Genomic DNA, 17,177 nt, shown 5'->3' with positions numbered 1-17,177 from the left:
GCCGGCCGCTCGCCGGGCCCGCTAGCGTGCGAGCAGTTCGAGGGTGTCGATCACCCGGTTCGAGAAGCCCCACTCGTTGTCGTACCAGGCGACCACCTTGATGTGGCGGCCGTCGACGCGGGTGAGGGCCGAGTCGAAGATCGCCGACGCCGGGTTGCCCGTGATGTCCGAGGAGACCAGCGGGTCGTCCGAGTATTCGAGGACGCCCGCGAGCGGCCCCTCCGCGGCGGTGCGGTACGCCGCCAGCACCTCGTCGCGCGTCACGTCACGGGCGACCGTCGTGTTGAGCTCGACGATCGAGCCCACCGGGACCGGCACCCGGATCGAGTCGCCGGACAGCCTGCCGTCGAGGTTCGGCAGCACCAGGCCGATCGCCTTGGCGGCGCCGGTCGTGGTCGGCACGATGTTGACACCGGCGGCACGGGCGCGACGGGGGTCGCGGTGCGGGCCGTCCTGCAGGTTCTGCTCCTGCGTGTAGGCGTGCACCGTGGTCATGAACCCGTGCTCGATACCGGCGAGTTCGTCGAGGACGGCGGCGAGCGGCGCGAGCGCGTTGGTCGTGCACGAGGCGTTGGAGACGATCGTGTGCGTGTCCGGGTCGTAGGCACCGGTGTTCACGCCGTACGCGAGCGTGACGTCGGCACCGTCCGACGGCGCGCTGACCAGGACCTTCCTGGCGCCGGCGTCGAGGTGGGCGCGGGCCGCCTTGGCCGACGTGAAGCGGCCGGTCGACTCCAGCACGATGTCCACGCCGAGCGCGGCCCACGGCAGCTGCGCCGGTTCCCGTTCGGCGAGCACCTTGATACGACGGCCGTCCACGACGAGGACGTCCCCGTCCACGGTCACCGGGCGCCCGAGGCGCCCCGCCGTGGAGTCGAAGGCGAGCAGCCGTGCCAGAGCGGTGGGCTCCGTGAGGTCGTTGACGGCAACGATCTCCAGGTCGCCGTCCCGCTCCAGCAGGGCGCGCAGCACATTGCGTCCGATGCGGCCGAATCCGTTGATGGCGATACGAGTCATAAGTGGTGTCCCTTCGGTACGCCACCAGGTTCGCGGGGCGCGCCCGGGCACGACAGCGGCGAGATCGCCATGGTTCAAAAGGATCCCGCCACTTAGGCCGCAGGGGTGGGGGAAACGTCGGGACTGCCGCCGGCCGGTGGAGCCGCTTTTTGCCGTGCCCGCCGCGGACGCGCTCTCACACGACCACCACCTCGGTCACCGCGTCGCGTACGTCGAACTCAGGCGGCGGCGTACACGTCGGCCCAGTGGATCGCGTGGTTCCGTTCCCGGCGGTCGCCGTGTGCGGTGGCGAGGAAGTCGATGATCGCCAGGCCGCGGCCGTGCTCTTCGGGGGTGCAACTGGCTGCCCAGTCACCGTCCGCGGCCGCCGGGCCTCCGTCGGAGACCTCGATGTGCACCCGGTGGGTGCACAGATCATGGCTCAGCCTGAGGTTGAGCGGCGGCTGGGCGTGCTCCACGGCGTTGGTGACGAGTTCGGAGACGGCCAGCAGCACCGAGTCGGCGGGGTCGTCGGCGACCTGCCAGCGGGCGAGCATCTCCTTGGTGATCTGACGGGCCTCGCCGGCGGCTTCCGGGTGGTGGGTCAGGGGCCAGCCGAGGGCTGGGGTACAGGCGCAGGTCACGGTCATCACCTTCTCCGTCCGGCGCCTTGTAAGGCTCGCCACTATCTATAGCACTGGCTATATAGTTTGTCTATATGGATTCCGAAATATCCTAGTTTCTTCCCCATCTGTCTAGACGTTTTATATAGAGGGTGTTATGAATGTAGGCATGGATGAGACATCCGAAGAGGGAGCCCAGCGGGTGGCGGCCGCACTGCACGAGCTGACCACCGGATTGGTCCGGCACCTCACGTCCACCTGGCAGGGCATGAGCCTGACCACCGCTGCCACGCTCGGCAGGCTCGGCCGGGAAGGCCCGGTCCGGCTGACCACGCTGGCCGCGGCGGAGCGGGTGACCCAGCCGTCGATGACCGTGCTGGTGCAGCGGCTGGAAGCCCAGGGTCTGGCATCGCGGATCAGTGATCCCGAGGACGGGCGGGTCCGCCTCGTCGCCATCACGGACGCCGGGCGTGAACTCCTGGCCGAGCACCGCCGGGCGGGGGACGCCCGGGTCGCCGAACTGCTGGCCGGGTTGCCCGAGCACGACGTGCAGGTGCTGGGAGTGGCCGTACACACGGTCATGCCCATCATCCGGCGGATGCTCGGGACCGATCCGCGGACCGCCACCAAGGACGGCGGCGGACCGCCGACCGCCTGAACCTCCGGGCTCCTCGATGTCTCCTCCCGCGGGCAGGACCTGCCTCCCGAACCACCTTTCCGGAGAGGGCGGAGAACCCATGAGCACCAACTACTCGGCACCTGGTACCGACGTACTGCCGACGGACGTGCCGGACTACCCGATGCCCCGGGCGGCCGGCTGTCCGTTCGACCCGCCGCCGACCCTGCGCGCCCTGCAGGACCGGGCCCCGATCAGCAGGGTCCGGCTGTGGGACGGCAGCACGCCGTGGCTGGTCACGCGCTACGAGGACATACGGACGCTGCTGGCCGATCCCCGGATCAGCTCGGACAGCACCCAACCGCACTTCCCCCATCAGAGTCCGGCCATGAAAGAGCGCCGGACGCAGGTGCGGACCTTCATCAACAGGGACGATCCGGAGCACGCCCGGCTTCGCCGGATGGTGACCGCGGCCTTCTCCATCAAGCGGGTGGAGGCGCTGCGGCCGACCGTCCAGAAGATCGTCGACGGTCTGATCGACACCATGCTCGCCGGGCCCAAGCCGGCGGACCTGGTCCAGGAGTTCGCGTTGCCGGTGCCGTCACTGGTGATCTGCGAGCTGCTCGGCGTCCCGTATGCCGACCACGACTTCTTCCAGGCCGACAGCAAGATTCTGATCAGGCGCACCACCACCGTGGAACAGGCACGGGTGGCCACCCGCGAGCTGATGGACTACCTGGACCGGCTGATCGGCGCCAAGCTGGCCCACCCGGCCGACGACCTGCTCTCCACGCTGGCCGAGCGGGTGAGGACCGGTGAACTCCCCAGGTCCGAAGCGGCCGGTACGGGGATGCTGCTACTGATCGCCGGGCACGAGACCACCGCCAACATGATCGCGCTCGGCACCCTGGCTCTGTTGCGGAACCCCGGCCAGCTGGCCCGGCTGCGCGAGAGCGACGACCCGAAGACGGTCGCCTCGGCGGTCGAGGAACTCCTGCGCTACCTCAGCATCGTGCACAGCGGACGCCGCCGGGTGGCCCTGGAGGACATCGAGACCGGCGGTGTGACCATCCGAGCCGGCGAAGGCGTCGTCCTCGCCAACGACGTCGCCAACCGCGATTCCGCCGCCTTCCCCGCTCCCGACCGGCTGGACATCGACCGCAACCCCCGCCACCACGTGGCCTTCGGCTTCGGCGTCCACCAGTGCCTGGGCCAGCCACTGGCCCGGGTGGAGCTGCAGGTCGTCTACAGCACCCTCTACCGCCGGATCCCCACGCTGCGGCTCGCGGTGGATCTCGACCGGATCCCGTTCAAGCACGACGGGAACGTCTACGGCGTCTACGAACTGCCCGTCACCTGGTGACCGCGGCCGACTGCCGTACAGGAAAGGAGAATCCGATGAAGGTGATCGTCGACCAGAACAAGTGTGTGGCCTCCGGTCAGTGCGTGCTCAGCGCGCCCGAGGTGTTCGACCAGCGCGAGGAGGACGGCATCGTCGTCCTGCTCGCCGCGACCCCGCCCGAGGGCGTCGAGGACGACGTCCGGCAGGCCGCCGCCCTCTGTCCGGCCCAGGCGATCTGGGTGGAGGAACAGGGGGCCGAGCGATGAAGCGCATCGTTGTCGTGGGAGCCTCGGCCGCAGGACTGACCGCGGCCGAGGCCATCCGTCGCCGAGGCTGGGGCGGCACCCTGACGCTGATCGGCGCGGAGTCCCGTCCGCCGTACGACCGGCCGCCGCTGTCCAAGCAGATCCTGACCGGCGCCTGGGAGCCCGAACGGGCCACCCTGCGCTCGCTGCCGGACCTCGCGCGGCTGCGGGCCGACCTGCGGCTCGGACAGCGCGCCACCGCCCTCGACGTCCCGCGCCACCGGGTGCGCCTGGCCGACGGCGCGAGCGTCCGCTTCGACGCGCTGGTCATCGCCACCGGTGTGGCCCCCCGGCGCATGCCCGACAGCGACCTGGCCGGAGTCCACGTCCTGCGCACCCTCGACGACGCGATCGCCCTGCGCGCCGCGCTGCGGGCCGGGCCCCGGGTGGTCGTGGTCGGGGCCGGGTTCCTCGGCACCGAGGTCGCCGCGGCCGCCCGGACCATGGGCCTGGAGGTGACCGTGGCCGAGCCGGAGCCGGTCCCGGTGCGGCGCCCGTTCGGGGACCGTATCGGCGCACTGGTCGCCGACCTGCACCGTGCTCACGGCACGCGGCTGCGCTGTGGGGTGCCGGTACGCCGGCTGCGCGGCGCGAGCGGCCGGGTGACCGGAGTGGAACTCGGCGACGGCACCACGCTGCCGGCCGACGTCGTCGTCCTGGCCCTCGGCGCCACGCCCGCGACCGGCTGGCTGGCGGGTTCGGGCCTGCGCCTGGGAGACGGAGTGGAGTGCGACGCGTACTGCCGGGCCGCACCCGGTGTCTACGCCGCCGGCGACGTCGCCGCCTGGCCCAACGCGCACTTCGGCACCCGCATGCGCCTCGAGCACCGGATGAACGCCACCGAACAGGCCCTGGCCGCGGTCGGCAACCTGCTCGGCGACGCCACGCCGTACGCGTCCGTTCCCTACTTCTGGACCGACCAGTACGACACCAGGATCCAGGCGTACGGCATCTTCCCGCCGGGTGCGGAGCTGCGGTTCGTCCACGGCGATCCGTCGGACGCCCACTTCGCCGCCGCCTACGGGCACCACGGGAGGGTGGTCGGCGTACTCGGCTGGAACGCCCCGCGCCAGGTGCGCACGCTGCGCCGTCTGGTCGTCGACCGCACGCCGTGGACAGCGTTCCGGGCCGCACCATCGCGCAGCCCGGCCATCGTGAACTGACCGCCGGTTCCTCATCGGAAGCGACGGGGGAGGAGTGCCGGTGACCACCGAGCAGCGCCCCCGCACCGCAGGCAGCGCCCCCGGCGTCCGGGCCCGCGGTCGCCGTACCTGGATCGGCGCCGACCACCCCCACTACAAATGGGTGGCGTTGACCAACACCACGCTCGGCGTCCTGATCGCGAGCATCAACACCTCGATCGTGCTGATCTCACTGCCCGGGATCTTCACCGGCATCCACCTCGACCCGCTGCGGCCGGGCAACGTCAACTACCTGCTGTGGATGCTGATGGGCTACCTGCTCGTCACCGCCGTGCTGGTGGTGGCCCTGGGCCGGCTCGGCGACATGCGGGGCCGGGTACGCGTCTACAACCTCGGATTCGTCATCTTCACCGTCACCTCGGTGATCCTCTCCGTCGACCCGCTGCAGGGCCCGGCCGGGGCGCTGTGGCTGATCGGATGGCGGATCGTGCAGGCCGTCGGCGGTTCGATGCTGATGGCCAACTCGACCGCCATCCTCACCGACGCCTTCCCCGACCGGCAGCGCGGCATGGCGCTCGGCGTGAACATGGTCGCCGGTATCTCCGGCTCGTTCATCGGACTGATCCTCGGCGGTGTGCTCGTGGAGTGGGACTGGCACTCCATCTTCTGGGTCAACGTGCCCATCGGGCTGATCGGCACGGTGTGGGCGTACAAATCCCTGCACGAGACGGGCACCCGCGCTACCGGGCGGATCGACTGGTGGGGCAACCTCACCTTCGCCGCCGGGCTCACCGTGCTGCTGGCCGCCATCACCTACGGCATCCAGCCGTACGGCGGCCGCACGATGGGCTGGACCAACCCCTGGGTGCTCGCCGGTCTCATCGGGGGCGCGCTCGTGCTGGCCGTCTTCTGCGCCGTGGAGACCAGGGTCGGCGAACCGATGTTCCCGCTGCGGCTGTTCCGCGACGCCTCCTTCGCCGGCGGCAACGCCGCCACGCTGCTCGGCGCGATCGCCCGCGGCGGCCTGCAGTTCATGCTCATCATCTGGCTGCAGGGCATCTGGCTGCCCCTGCACGGCCACGACTACGCCGACACCCCGCTGCTGGCCGGCCTCTACCTGCTGCCCCTCACCATCGGCTTCCTGGCCGCCGGGCCGGTGTCCGGAGCGCTGTCGGACAGATTCGGAGCCCGGCCGTTCGCCGCCGCCGGCTGCGTCGTGACGGCCGCCTCCTTCGCCGGGCTCCTGCTGCTGCCCACCGACTTCTCCTACGGTCCCTTCGCCGCCCTGATCTTCCTCAACGGCCTGGGCAACGGTCTGTTCGCGGCGCCGAACACCTCGGTCATCATGTCCAGCGTCCCGCCGGACGCCCGCGGTGCCGCCTCCGGCATGCGCGCCACGTTCCAGAACGCCGGCATGGTGCTGTCCATGGGGGTCTTCTTCTCCCTGATGGTCGCCGGACTCGCCGGCTCGCTGCCGCACACCCTCACCTCCGGGCTCACCGCCCAGCACGTGCCCGCGCCCGCTGCTCACCACGTCGCCTCGCTGCCACCGGTCGAGGTCCTGTTCGCCGCCTTCCTCGGCTACAACCCCATCCGGCAGCTCCTCGGCCCGGCCCTCCTGGGCCACCTGCCGGCGGCCGCCGCCGCCCAACTGACCGGGCGGGAGTTCTTCCCCCACCTGATCGCGCGGCCCTTCCACGACGGCCTGGTCGTCGTCTTCACCCTGGCCATCGCCATGGCCCTCGTCGCCGCGGTCGCCTCGCTGATCCGTGCCCGCACCGGGATCACGCGAGCGGCAGCCCGCGCGGCCCGGCGTGCCGGGACATCGCGGGGAGTGGTGGCCGAGCGATTCGGCCCGGTGTCGCACGAACGGCCGGGAGCCGTGCGACCTCCCGCCCCCGGCCCCGGAAGGATCCGTGCCGAGCACGGCGACGGCTGCGTCCGTGAGAGTGCCGAACGGGACCGAGGCGCGAAGGACGAGGACCAGGGCGCCGGATGACGGCGTCGACGTCATGCCTGGGCGGTCATGCCTGGGCGGCGGCCTCGATGCCCGTGACGAGCCGGTGGCTGCGCACCACGTGGGCGAAGCCGGGAACCTGGGATCGGTCGAACGTGAGCACGTGGGCGACCGGCGCCGTCCCGCGGCCGCTACTCGCCCTTGGTGAAAGTGCGCCGGTAGTCGCTCGGCGTCGTACCGAGAATCCGCTGGAAGTGCAGCCGCAGATTCGCCCCGGTGCCGAGTCCCACGTCGTCGGCGATCTGCTCGACGCTCCGCTCCGACCGCTCCAGCAGTTCCCGGGCCAGGTCGATCCGGGCACGCATCACCCACTGCATCGGCGTGTACCCGGTGTCCTCGACGAACCGCCGCGAGAACGTACGTGCCGACACCCCCGCATGCCGGGCGAGCGCGTCGAGGGTGAGCGGCTCGCCGAGCCGGTGCAGCGCCCACTCGCGGGTCACCGCGAACCGCTCACCCAGCGGCTCGGGCACACTGCGCGGCACGTACTGCGCCTGGCCGCCGCTGCGGTAGGGGGCCGCGACCAGCCGCCGGGCCGCGTGGTTCGACGCGGCCACCCCGAGGTCACCGCGCAGGATGTGCAGGCACAGGTCGATGCCCGAGGCGGCGCCCGCCGACGTCAGCACGCTGCCCTCGTCGACGAACAGCACGTTCTCGTCGACCCTGACCAGCGGATGTCTCTCGGCGAGCGCGCGCGTGTAGTGCCAGTGCGTGGTGGCGCGCCGGCCGTCGAGCAGTCCCGTCGCGGCGAGCGCGAAGGCCCCCGTCGAGATGGCCGCCAGCCGCGCGCCCCGCTCGTGCGCGGCGAGCAGCGCGTCGACGACCGCCCGCGGCGGGTCCTCCCGGTCGGGGAACCGGTAGCCGGGCACGAACACGATCTCCGCCCACTCCAGCGCGTCGAGGCCATGGGCGACGTGGTACGACAGCCCGTCGCCGCCGGTGACCAGACCGGGCGCCGCACCGCACACCCGTACCTCGTACGGCATGCTCGCCCGGGTCGTGAACACCTGCGCCGGGATACCGACGTCGAGGGGCTTCGCGCCCTCCAGCACGAGGACGGCGACATGATGCAGGCAGGTGGGAGGCACGTCGAACAGGGTACGAGGACACGACCGACGCCCGGGACGGCCCGCACACCGGACTCGACGGAGTCAGAGCCCCTCGTCCATCCGGATCACCTTGCGCAGCCCCTCCGCCGCTTCCTCCGGGTTCTCGCCCGCACGCTGATCGGGCAGCGCGGCGGCGCTGCTGTCCGGGCACCTCACCGCCCGTGCGCCGCCGGACCGCTGGGGCGTACCGGCAGTGCTCGTCGAGAGGCACCGGGAGTTGTCCCTTCTCCCCGGTCCCGCCTTTCCCCGGTCTTGCCTGAGATGGCCGGGATCCACGCGCCGGTCCCGGAGAGCCCGGTCGTCGGGGTGATCACCTCGCAGGTCCGGCTGGAGCCCACTTCGTCATCCGCGGCCCGGTGAACTGCGCGGTGGCGCGGTGCTGTCCCTGACCACCAGACGGGCCGGGACGAGATCGGTGCCGGGAGACGAGTCGTCCCGGGTGCGGATCTGGCGCAGGACACCCTGGACGCAACGGCGGCCGACCTCGGCGAAGTCCTGGTGGACGGTGGTGAGGGGCGGGATGAAGAAGGCCGCGTCGGGGGTGTCGTCGAACCCCACGACACTCACGTCGTCGGGCACGGACCGGCCCTGTTCGTGGAGGGCGCGCAACACACCCAGCGCCATCTGGTCGTTGGACGCGAACACCGCGGTGCAGTCGGGCTCCCGGGCCAGCGCGAGTCCGGCCGCGTAACCGGACTCGGCCGACCAGTCCCCGTGCAGCGGCGCCGGAACCGGGCGTCCGGCCTCCTCCAGCTCGGCCCGCCAGGCCTGGGTGCGGCGCTGGCCCGCGTACGACGTTCCGGGACCGGTCACATGCCACACGGTCCGGTGGCCCAGGTCCAGCAGATGCCGTACGGCCTTCCGGGCGCCGTCGGCCTGGTCGGTGTCGACCACGCTGTAGCGGTCCCCGGCGTCCGAGTCCACGACCACCACATGGACGCCGGGGGGCAGTTGGACCGTGCTGGTGTCGAGCAGATGGATCTCCATGATGACGATCACGGCGTCCACCGCCAGCTCGCCCATCCGCGTGAAGGCCCCGAGCACGTTGTCCTGCGTGGCCACGTCGATGGGAATGAGGGTGATCGCGTACCCCTCGGCCGCGGCGTGGGTGGCGATCGCCTCCACGGTACGGCTGCTGCCCGTCGAGGAGAGGCTGAACAGGATCACACCGATGGTGTTGAACCGGCCGTAACGCAGGGCGCGGGCCGCGCTGTTGGGCCGGTAGCCGAGCTCCCGCATGGCGGCCAGCACCTGCTCCCGGGTGGAACTGATCACCCCGGCATGGCCGTTGGAGACCCGGGAGACCGTCTGCGAGGAGACACCGGCGAGCCTGGCGACGTCCGCCATCGAGACCCGCTGCTTGCGGCGCCCGCCCGGCACCCCGGAACCGCCCCGCCGCACACCGCCCGTGGCCGACGGGAGCGGTGCCCCCGGCTCGTTCAGCTCCATCGGCTCACCCCCCAAGTCTCCTTCACGTACCGGATGTTACGGAGCGGGAAACCTTGACGGCCGCAGGAGCGGATGCCACGATTCCGACGCTTTCGAGTTTACGTGAACATCGCCGTGTGACCAGCCCGGACGGAGATCTCCGCGCCGCGTCGCGCAGCGCATGTTCACGTAAACACGCCCGGTCGGTGTTTACGTGAACATGCGACCGGGGCCACGAGCCGCCGCGCCGAGCCGCCGTCTCCTGAAAGGGCACGTTGATGCGCAAGACCCCCGCCGGAACCCGGATCACCCCTCGCAAGCGCGCCGCCCTGGCGGCGGTCGCGATCGCCGCGGTCGGCGCCACGACCCTCACCGGCGGCCCCGCCTCCGCCGCCGTACCAGGCCATGGCACCAGCCAGTTCAAGGGCGTCAACTGGGCCGACCCGCGCGACAACTACGCCGACGACCCGGTGGCCCTCTCCGGCCTGTCGCTCTCCGACAGCTACGCGCAGACCTACGCCAAGGCGACCCGCGTGATCGCGGCGTTCCGCGCCAACCTCGGGGCCAACACCGTACGGCTGCCCATCAACCCCTACACGGTGAACGGCTCCTACTGGAAGTCGTACCGAGGGGTCATCGACGCGGCCTCGGCGCAGGGCTTCAAGGTGATCGTCTCCTACTGGGAGGGCACCGGCGCGAACAAGGACGGCTTCATCGACGACGAGGCCACCTACTGGCCGATGTGGAACACCGTCGTGAAGGCCTACCGGCACGACCCGCACGTCTACTTCGAGCCGATGAACGAGCCGCACGGCTACACCGACGCCGAGTGGGCCGACCTCGCCGCCAAGTGGCTGGCGACCTACCCTTCGGTCCCGCACGACCGGGTCTTCGTCAGCGGCGCCGGCTACAACGACCACGTCACCACCGTCTGCGCCGACCCGCGCCTGAAGGGCACCTACCTCTCCCTGCACCACTACGGTTTCTGGAAGAGCTACGCCACGTACGACCAGTGGGCGGCCGACCTGAAGGAGCGGCTCGGTGACTGCGCGGGCCGGACCGTCGCCGACGAGTTCGGCGCCCCGATGACCACGGGCCTCGACTACAACGTGCCGACGCCCGACGACAACTCCGTCAACTTCATCCAGGCCGACACGGACCTGTTCCGCAAGCTCGGCATGGGCTCGGTGTACTGGCCCGGTCTGCGCACCGACGACACCTACTCGATCCAGAAGCTGATCGGCGACACCTCCCGCCCCTGGCTGGCCACCACCAACCAGTCCGGCGCCGACCGCCTCGCCTGGGCGTGGGGCCGCGGCCGGCCGGTGAGCGGCTGACCGACTCCGGGCCGGCCGCGGTGCCGATGTGCGCCACGAACACCGCGGCCGGCCCGGCGGCGTGTCCTACCCGGCCCGGCGGCCCGCTGCCGAGGCGAACCCCAGCCAGGTGTGCCGGTTACCGGCCCAGCACCAGCCCACCTTGGGCGCGTTGCGGCGCTCACGGCCGTCCCGTCCGGTGCCGTTGCTGATCCAGATCGCCGGAGTGCGCGCGTCCAGGGCGCCGTTGGCCTTCCGCAGCCGCGAACCGATGGTCATGAAGCAGTGGTTGCGCTCCAGGACGGCGGGCTGTTGCAGCACCCAGTGGATGCCCTCGCTGAGCAGCAACGGGGTGCGGTCCTGCGCGGTCAGCGCGGGCAGTGCCTCGTCAGGGCTCCAGTTCGCCATACCGTCGCCCCGGTCGAGACCGGTGAGGACGTAGAGCGGGGCGTCGGGCAGCGCGATCGTGTCGAGCGGGGCGAAGAGGTCGGCGTCGGTCATGTCGGTGACGACGAACCCCGGCCGGTCGTCGTGCCGGAGCAGCGGCGCGAGCGCGGCGGCGGGGGCGTGCTCCGGACGGACGGCGAGCAGGGCACCCGGCCCGGCAGGGGCTGTGGCGACGGCGCGGACCTCGGCCGGGGACAGCCCGGCGATCTCGTGCACCCCCGACTCGATGAGTCGCTCGGCCTGCGTGCCGAGGGAGGGGAGTGCGGGGAGGACGGTGGAGGTGACGGACGCGGATGCGGGCACGATGCTCCCAGGGTCGGGGACGGGATCGGCCCTGAGGCAACGAGGCGGGCCGCCCGGATGTTCCCGTACATCCCCTACAGACGGCGCAGATACGTCAGACCGGGGTGGCCGGAGAGCCGTGTCTCGCCGGTGACGGTGAAGCCGGCCCGGGCCAGGACGGCCCGGGACGCCGCGTTGCCGAGGGTGGTCGCGGCCCGCAGGAAGGTCAGTCCGTATCCGGTGGCGGCGAGGTCGCAGATCTCCCGCGCGGCCCAGGTGGCCAGCCCCCGCCCCGCGGCCCGCTCCGCGATCCGGTAGCCGAGGTCGGCGCCGCCGTCCGCCACGTCCACCAGGTTGACCCGCCCCAGCGCTTCGCCCGCCTCGCCGACCACCACATGGAAGTAGCAGATCCCGGCCGCCTGTTCGGCGAGCAGCGCGCGGTGCCGCTCCTCGAACCGGGCGAAGTAGTCGTCGCCGCGGTCGGGGATGGTCGCCGCGAAGTAGGCGCGGTTCTCCTCCTCGAAGGCGAGGATCGCCGGGGCGTGGTCCGGACGGAGCAGTTGCAGTTCGGGCATGCGGAGGACAGTAGGCACCACGGCCGTCCGGTCGCCAGCGTATTAACCCTTGCGCAGGTCCTTGACCCTGCGGAGCTTGCCGAGGGAACGCTCCAGGGTCTCCGGGTCGACGATGTCGACCTCCACGGTGACGCCGACGCCGTCCTTGACGCCCTGGGCGATCGTCCTCGCGGCGGCCTCACGGTCGGCGGGACCGGCGTCGGGCCGGGCCTCCACACGGACGGTCATGTGGTCCATCCGGCCGCGCTGACCGATCTGGATCTGGAAGTGCGGGGCCACGCCGGGCGTGCGCAGCACGATCTCCTCCACCTGGCTGGGGAAGACGTTGACCCCACGCAGGATGATCATGTCGTCGCAGCGGCCGGTGATCTTCTCGATCCGGCGCAGGCCGGGACGCGCGGTGCCCGGCAGCAGCCGCGTCAGGTCCCGGGTGCGATACCGGATGATGGGCAGCGCCTCCTTCGTGAGCGAGGTGAAGACCAGCTCACCGTTCTCGCCCTCGGCCAGCACCTCGTCGGTCAGCGGGTCCACCACCTCGGGGAGGAAGTGGTCCTCCCAGACGTGCAGTCCGTCCTTGGTCTCCACGCACTCCTGGGCGACACCCGGGCCGATGACCTCGGACAGCCCGTAGATGTCGACCGCGTGGATGTCCAGGCGCTCCTCGATCTCACGGCGCATCTCCTCCGTCCAGGGCTCGGCACCGAAGATGCCGACCTCCAGGGAGGTGGAGCGGGGATCGATGCCCTGACGCTCGAACTCGTCGAGCAGGGTCAGCATGTAGGAGGGCGTGACCATGATGATCTCGGGACGGAAGTCCTGGATGATCTGCACCTGACGCGCGGTCATGCCGCCGGAGGCGGGGATCACGGTGCACCCGGCGCGTTCCGCGCCGTAATGGGCGCCCAGACCGCCGGTGAACAGGCCGTAGCCGTAGGAGATGTGCACCTTGTGCCCGGGCCGGCCGCCGGCCGCCCGGATGGAGCGGGCGACGACGTCCGCCCACATGGACAGGTCGTTGTCGGTGTAGCCGACCACGGTGGGGCGGCCGGTGGTGCCGCTGGAGGCGTGTACGCGCCGCACCTCGGACATCGGGACCGCGAACATGCCGAAGGGGTAGGTGTCCCGCAGGTCCGCCTTGGTCGTGAAGGGGAAGCGGGCGAGGTCCGCGAGGGTGTGGCAGTCCTCGGGCCGCACACCGGCCGCGTCGAACTTCTCGCGGTACAGCTCCACGTTGTCGTACGCGTGCCGCAGCGTCGCGCGCAGCCGGGTGAGCTGAAGCGCCGTCAGCTCCTCGCGGGACATCCGCTCGGCGTCGTCCAGGAGCGCCTCGGGGAGCGGCTCCCCCCGCCGGGTGGCCCTCGGCTCGGGCGCGATCACTTCGCTGCTCATCACGGCTCCTCAATCCGTGCGCGGAGGGTGCGACTGCGGCCGCGGAACTCCGCGATCACTTCGTCTCCGCGCACAACGCTCACGTCGTAGACACCGCTGCGGCCGAACCGAACGCGCTCACGCGCCGTGGCCACCAGCACATCGCCTTCGTACGCGGGGGCGATGAAGTCGATGTCGGCGCCGGCGGCGACGGTCACGGGACCGTGGCTGTTGCAGGCACAGGCGAACGCGGTGTCGGCGAGGAGGAAGAGATAGCCGCCGTGGGCGATCCGGTGCCCGTTGACGTGCGAGGGCGCCACGGTCATCCGCAGTACGGCAGTCCCCTCGCCGTGCTCGAGCAGCTCGATGCCGAGCCCCTGTGACGCCTCGTCCGCGGCGAACATCGTCTCGACGGGGCCAGGCGTCGTATCCGGTACCCGGGTCGTCATTTCCACCACCTTGTGGACCGACCGAACATTCGGTTAGCGTGCGGTGTGGTCAAGGTAATCCAGCGAGACCCCCGCATGTCAAGAGGTGTAGCGCATGCCGCAGAAGACCCCTGAGAGGCCCGGCCGCCCCGCCCGTCACCGCGCGCCGACCGAGCGTGCGGCGGACGCCGTCGCGAGCCGCGATCACCGGTCCCCGCACCTGGAGTCGCCGAGCAGATCCGTCTACGGCGAGTACGCCGCGAAGGGCAGGGAGGCCGCCTGATGCCGGACGTCTACCTGATCGACGGGGCCCGCACCCCGCAGGGCCGCTACGGCGGAGCCCTGGCCGCCGTGCGCCCCGACGACCTCGCCGCCCTCGTCGTCGCCGAGGCCGTGCGGCGCGCCGGAGTGCCCGGCGAGGCCGTGGACGAGGTCGTTCTCGGAGCCGCCAACCAGGCGGGCGAGGACAACCGGGACGTAGCCCGGATGGCGGTGCTGCTCGCCGGCCTGCCGCACACCGTGCCCGGCTACACCGTCAACCGCCTGTGCGCGTCCGGCCTGACCGCGGTGGCCTCCGCGGCCCAGACGATCCGCGCCGGGGAGGCCGGTCTGGTGGTCGCCGGGGGAGTGGAGTCCATGACCCGGGCGCCCTGGGTGATGGAGAAGCCCGGCACTCCGTGGGCCAAGCCGGGGCAGGTGCACGACACCGCCCTGGGCTGGCGGTTCACCAACCCGCGCTTCACCGCCGCCGACCGCGCCGTCCCCGGGGACGCCGGACCGGAGGCGGTCAAGGTCACGCTGTCCATGGGCGAGACCGCGGAGGAGGTCGCGGCCCTGGACGGCATCACCCGCGCCGAGTCCGACGCCTTCGCCCTGCGCAGCCACCAGCGGGCCGTGGCCGCCCAGGAGGCGGGCCGCTTCGACCGCGAGATCGTCCCCGTCCCCGTGCGGGACGGCGAGGTGACCCGGGACGAGGGCCCCCGCCCCGGCACCACCCTGGAGAAGCTGGGCTCCCTGCGCACCGTCTTCCGCGAGAACGGCATCGTCACCGCGGGCTCGTCCTCCCCGCTGTCCGACGGCGCGGCGGCCCTGACGGTCGCCAGTGCCGAGGCGGTGGAGCGCTACGGCCTCACCCCCCGGGCCCGGATCGTCGCCTCGGCCTCCGCCGGGGTACAGCCCAACCTCATGGGTCTCGGACCGGTCCCCGCCACCGAGAAGGCGCTGGCCCGGGCCGGGTGGCGGACCGGCGACCTGGACGCCGTCGAACTCAACGAGGCCTTCGCCGTACAGGCCCTGGCCGTCATCCGCCGGCTCAAGCTCGACGAGGACAAGGTCAACGCCGACGGCGGCGCCATCGCCCTCGGGCATCCGCTCGGCTGCTCCGGCGCCCGCATCCTGCTCACCCTCCTCGGCCGCCTCGAACGCGAGAACGGCCGCCGTGGCCTGGCCACGCTCTGCGTGGGTGTGGGCCAGGGCGTCGCACTGCTGGTGGAGCGGGTGTGACCACGTCCTCGTCGTACGACACCCTGCTGGTGGAGGAGCGGGCCGACCGGGTCGTCGTCACCCTCCACCGCCCCGAGGCCCGCAACGCCATCAGCGGCCGCATGATCAGCGAACTGCACCAGGTGTGCGAGCGACTGGAGCGCGAGCCCAGGCTGCTGCTCCTGACCGGCCACGGCGGGGTCTTCGCGGGCGGCGCCGACATCGCCGAGCTGCTGGAGCGCGGCCGCGACGAGGCGCTCCAGGGCATCAACAGCCGTCTGTTCGAACGCGTCCGGCGGCTGCCCATGCCCACCCTGGCCGCTGTCGAGGGCTGGGCGCTGGGCGGCGGGGCCGAGCTGGCCTACGCCTGTGACCTGCGGATCGCCGGTCCGGGCGCGGTCTTCGGCAACCCCGAGCCGGGCCTCGGCATCCTCGCGGCGGCCGGCGCCTGCTGGCGGCTGCCCGAGCTGGTCGGGGAGTCGGTCGCCAAGCAGATCCTGCTCGCCGGCCGCAACCTCGACGCCCCGGCGGCGCTCGCCACGGGGCTGGTCATGGAGGTCGTCCCCGCCGAGGAACTGCTGGAGAGCGCCCACGCGCTGCTCGACCGCATGGCGCGGTCCTCGGCCACCGCCCTGCGCCTGACGAAGCTCGTCGTGGACTCGCCCGGGGCCCACCCGGTCGCCGACGACCTGGCGCAGGCCGTGCTCTTCGAGGGCGCGGACAAGAAGGACCGCATGACACGTTTTCTTGAGAAGAGGAGTCGCGCATGACCTCGGCACCCGACACCGTCGCGGTCATCGGCGGCGGCCGGATGGGCGCGGGGATCGCCCAGTCCTTCGCCACCGCCGGCTCCGCCGTGACCGTGGTGGAGAGCGGGGCCGAGGCCGCCGCCGCGGCGCTGGAGCGGATCGGCGGCAGCCTGCGGCGGGCCGGGGAGCGCGGCCACCTGAGCGAGCCCGCGGAGCGGGTGGCCGGCCGGGTGACCGTCGTACCCACGGTGGACGCCCTGCCGCCGCAGACCGGACTGGTCGTGGAGGCCGTACCCGAGGACGCGGCGCTCAAGGCCCGCCTGCTGAAGGCCGCCGAGGAGGCGGTGGGCGACACGACCGTCCTGGCCACCAACACCAGCTCCTTGTCGGTCACCGACCTCGCCGCCGTCCTGCGACGGCCCGAACGGTTCCTCGGGATGCACTTCTTCAACCCGGTGCCGGCCTCCGCGCTCGTCGAGATCGTCGTCGCCCCCGACACCGCCGAGCACACCGTGCGGGCCGCTCTGGAGTGGACCAGGGCGCTGGGCAAGCGGGACGTCGTGGTCAAGGACTCGCCCGGCTTCGCCAGCAGCCGGCTCGGCCTGGTCCTGGGCCTGGAGGCGATCCGCATGGTCGAGGAGGGCGTCGCCGCGCCCGAGGCCATCGACGACGCGATGCGGCTCGGCTACAAGCACCCCATGGGGCCGCTGCGCCTGACCGACCTGGTCGGGCTCGACGTGCGGCTCGCCATCGCCGAGCACCTGCACGCCACCCTCGGCGACCGCTTCGCACCGCCGCGGCTGCTGCGCGAGAAGGTGGCCCGCGGCGAACTCGGTCAGAAGACCGGCCGGGGCTTCTACACCTGGTGACCGGCCCGGGCCGTCGCGCAACCGTGCGCGCCGTCCCCGGCGGACGGTGGCCCCCCGCGGGCGGTCGCCTTTTGCCGGGCACC

General features: G+C 72.0%; 18 protein-coding genes. 10 read left to right on the top strand and 8 right to left on the bottom strand.

All coding sequences use genetic code 11. The annotated features are described in order from the left end of the window. Positions 1-21: 21 nt before the first annotated feature. Both gap and ABZ642_RS06435 read right to left on the bottom strand, forming a co-directional pair. Positions 22-1,017 (bottom strand): type I glyceraldehyde-3-phosphate dehydrogenase, encoded by a 996-nt coding sequence (gene gap / locus ABZ642_RS06440; protein ID WP_360478055.1) that lies wholly within the window; start codon positions 1,015-1,017, stop codon positions 22-24. 218 nt (positions 1,018-1,235) lie between these two features. Continuing rightward, complete coding sequence (locus tag ABZ642_RS06435) at positions 1,236-1,646, bottom strand: ATP-binding protein (RefSeq protein WP_360478052.1); 411 nt, start codon at positions 1,644-1,646, stop codon at positions 1,236-1,238. A 142-nt stretch (positions 1,647-1,788) separates the two neighbouring features. On the opposite strand from ABZ642_RS06435, the gene ABZ642_RS06430 reads away from it, so the two are divergent. The 5 genes from ABZ642_RS06430 (at position 1,789) to ABZ642_RS06410 (ending at position 7,023) form a co-directional block, all read left to right on the top strand. Continuing rightward, positions 1,789-2,277, top strand: coding sequence for a MarR family transcriptional regulator (locus ABZ642_RS06430; protein ID WP_360478049.1), 489 nt, complete (start codon positions 1,789-1,791; stop codon positions 2,275-2,277). A gap of 79 nt (positions 2,278-2,356) precedes the next feature. Next, positions 2,357-3,598 carry a cytochrome P450 gene (locus tag ABZ642_RS06425; RefSeq protein ID WP_360478046.1) on the top strand — a complete coding sequence of 414 codons (1,242 nt, stop codon included), beginning with the start codon at positions 2,357-2,359 and terminating at the stop codon, positions 3,596-3,598. 35 nt (positions 3,599-3,633) lie between these two features. Next, entirely contained in the window at positions 3,634-3,843 is a 210-nt protein-coding gene (locus ABZ642_RS06420) for a ferredoxin (RefSeq protein ID WP_360478043.1), read from the top strand. Next, a complete protein-coding gene (locus ABZ642_RS06415) occupies positions 3,840-5,045 on the top strand; it encodes an FAD-dependent oxidoreductase (protein ID WP_360478040.1) in 1,206 nt (401 codons plus the stop codon). Before ABZ642_RS06420 ends, ABZ642_RS06415 begins: the two co-directional genes overlap by 4 nt. Before the next feature lie 112 nt (positions 5,046-5,157). Further along, positions 5,158-7,023, top strand: coding sequence for an MFS transporter (locus ABZ642_RS06410; protein WP_360478890.1), 1,866 nt, complete (start codon positions 5,158-5,160; stop codon positions 7,021-7,023). Between the two features lie 149 nt (positions 7,024-7,172). Here the strand turns inward: ABZ642_RS06410 and ABZ642_RS06405 are convergent, their stop codons facing one another. Together ABZ642_RS06405 and ABZ642_RS06400 are read right to left on the bottom strand one after the other, a co-directional pair. Further along, positions 7,173-8,129, bottom strand: coding sequence for a helix-turn-helix domain-containing protein (locus tag ABZ642_RS06405; RefSeq protein WP_360478038.1), 957 nt, complete (start codon positions 8,127-8,129; stop codon positions 7,173-7,175). A 363-nt stretch (positions 8,130-8,492) separates the two neighbouring features. After that, on the bottom strand, positions 8,493-9,599 hold the full coding sequence (locus tag ABZ642_RS06400; protein WP_360478035.1) for a LacI family DNA-binding transcriptional regulator: 1,107 nt from the start codon (positions 9,597-9,599) through the stop codon (positions 8,493-8,495). Positions 9,600-9,856: 257 nt separating this feature from the next. Between ABZ642_RS06400 and ABZ642_RS06395 the strand changes: the two genes are divergently transcribed. Beyond that, positions 9,857-10,915, top strand: a complete 1,059-nt coding sequence (locus ABZ642_RS06395) for a cellulase family glycosylhydrolase (protein ID WP_360478032.1) — start codon at positions 9,857-9,859, stop codon at positions 10,913-10,915. Between the two features lie 66 nt (positions 10,916-10,981). On the opposite strand, the gene ABZ642_RS06390 is transcribed toward ABZ642_RS06395, so the two are convergent. The 4 genes from ABZ642_RS06390 to paaI form a co-directional block, all read right to left on the bottom strand. Further along, positions 10,982-11,644 carry a DUF5701 family protein gene (locus ABZ642_RS06390; RefSeq protein ID WP_360478029.1) on the bottom strand — a complete coding sequence of 221 codons (663 nt, stop codon included), beginning with the start codon at positions 11,642-11,644 and terminating at the stop codon, positions 10,982-10,984. A 74-nt stretch (positions 11,645-11,718) separates the two neighbouring features. Next, the gene (locus ABZ642_RS06385) at positions 11,719-12,198 is read right to left on the bottom strand and encodes a GNAT family N-acetyltransferase (RefSeq protein WP_360478026.1); all 480 of its coding nucleotides are present in this window, start codon (positions 12,196-12,198) and stop codon (positions 11,719-11,721) included. A 42-nt stretch (positions 12,199-12,240) separates the two neighbouring features. After that, a complete protein-coding gene (gene paaK / locus ABZ642_RS06380; RefSeq protein WP_360478023.1) occupies positions 12,241-13,587 on the bottom strand; it encodes a phenylacetate--CoA ligase PaaK in 1,347 nt (448 codons plus the stop codon). Further along, positions 13,587-14,015 (bottom strand): hydroxyphenylacetyl-CoA thioesterase PaaI, encoded by a 429-nt coding sequence (paaI, locus tag ABZ642_RS06375; protein WP_360478020.1) that lies wholly within the window; start codon positions 14,013-14,015, stop codon positions 13,587-13,589. The genes paaK and paaI overlap by 1 nt, the downstream gene beginning before the upstream one ends. A 94-nt stretch (positions 14,016-14,109) precedes the next feature. Here paaI and ABZ642_RS06370 point away from each other — a divergent pair, with 94 nt between their 5' ends. From ABZ642_RS06370 to ABZ642_RS06355, 4 genes are read left to right on the top strand one after another with little or no spacing between them, the layout of a single operon-like run. After that, positions 14,110-14,277, top strand: a complete 168-nt coding sequence (locus ABZ642_RS06370; protein WP_360478017.1) for a hypothetical protein — start codon at positions 14,110-14,112, stop codon at positions 14,275-14,277. Beyond that, a complete protein-coding gene (locus ABZ642_RS06365; RefSeq protein ID WP_360478014.1) occupies positions 14,277-15,497 on the top strand; it encodes a thiolase family protein in 1,221 nt (406 codons plus the stop codon). The genes ABZ642_RS06370 and ABZ642_RS06365 overlap by 1 nt, the downstream gene beginning before the upstream one ends. Then, positions 15,494-16,246 carry an enoyl-CoA hydratase/isomerase family protein gene (locus ABZ642_RS06360; protein WP_360478011.1) on the top strand — a complete coding sequence of 251 codons (753 nt, stop codon included), beginning with the start codon at positions 15,494-15,496 and terminating at the stop codon, positions 16,244-16,246. Before ABZ642_RS06365 ends, ABZ642_RS06360 begins: the two co-directional genes overlap by 4 nt. Continuing rightward, a complete protein-coding gene (locus ABZ642_RS06355) occupies positions 16,243-17,094 on the top strand; it encodes a 3-hydroxyacyl-CoA dehydrogenase family protein (protein ID WP_360478008.1) in 852 nt (283 codons plus the stop codon). Before ABZ642_RS06360 ends, ABZ642_RS06355 begins: the two co-directional genes overlap by 4 nt. Positions 17,095-17,177: the final 83 nt, after the last annotated feature.

Origin of the sequence: Streptomyces sp. NPDC007157 (genome assembly GCF_040634235.1) — a bacterium.
In the GTDB taxonomy this organism is placed as follows: Bacteria; Actinomycetota; Actinomycetes; order Streptomycetales; family Streptomycetaceae; genus Streptomyces.
This window is presented reverse-complemented; position numbering and strand designations above follow the sequence as displayed.

Coding starts and splice junctions, on each gene's coding strand:
- ABZ642_RS06430 (WP_360478049.1), top strand. CDS start 1,789: ATGGATGAGACATCCGAAGAGGGAGCCCAGCGGGTGGCGGCCGCACTG.
- ABZ642_RS06400 (WP_360478035.1), bottom strand. CDS start 9,599: ATGGAGCTGAACGAGCCGGGGGCACCGCTCCCGTCGGCCACGGGCGGT.
- paaK (WP_360478023.1), bottom strand. CDS start 13,587: ATGAGCAGCGAAGTGATCGCGCCCGAGCCGAGGGCCACCCGGCGGGGG.
- ABZ642_RS06365 (WP_360478014.1), top strand. CDS start 14,277: ATGCCGGACGTCTACCTGATCGACGGGGCCCGCACCCCGCAGGGCCGC.
- ABZ642_RS06355 (WP_360478008.1), top strand. CDS start 16,243: ATGACCTCGGCACCCGACACCGTCGCGGTCATCGGCGGCGGCCGGATG.
- ABZ642_RS06435 (WP_360478052.1), bottom strand. CDS start 1,646: ATGACCGTGACCTGCGCCTGTACCCCAGCCCTCGGCTGGCCCCTGACC.
- ABZ642_RS06420 (WP_360478043.1), top strand. CDS start 3,634: ATGAAGGTGATCGTCGACCAGAACAAGTGTGTGGCCTCCGGTCAGTGC.
- ABZ642_RS06385 (WP_360478026.1), bottom strand. CDS start 12,198: ATGCCCGAACTGCAACTGCTCCGTCCGGACCACGCCCCGGCGATCCTC.
- ABZ642_RS06370 (WP_360478017.1), top strand. CDS start 14,110: ATGCCGCAGAAGACCCCTGAGAGGCCCGGCCGCCCCGCCCGTCACCGC.
- paaI (WP_360478020.1), bottom strand. CDS start 14,015: ATGACGACCCGGGTACCGGATACGACGCCTGGCCCCGTCGAGACGATG.
- ABZ642_RS06415 (WP_360478040.1), top strand. CDS start 3,840: ATGAAGCGCATCGTTGTCGTGGGAGCCTCGGCCGCAGGACTGACCGCG.
- ABZ642_RS06395 (WP_360478032.1), top strand. CDS start 9,857: ATGCGCAAGACCCCCGCCGGAACCCGGATCACCCCTCGCAAGCGCGCC.
- ABZ642_RS06425 (WP_360478046.1), top strand. CDS start 2,357: ATGAGCACCAACTACTCGGCACCTGGTACCGACGTACTGCCGACGGAC.
- gap (WP_360478055.1), bottom strand. CDS start 1,017: ATGACTCGTATCGCCATCAACGGATTCGGCCGCATCGGACGCAATGTG.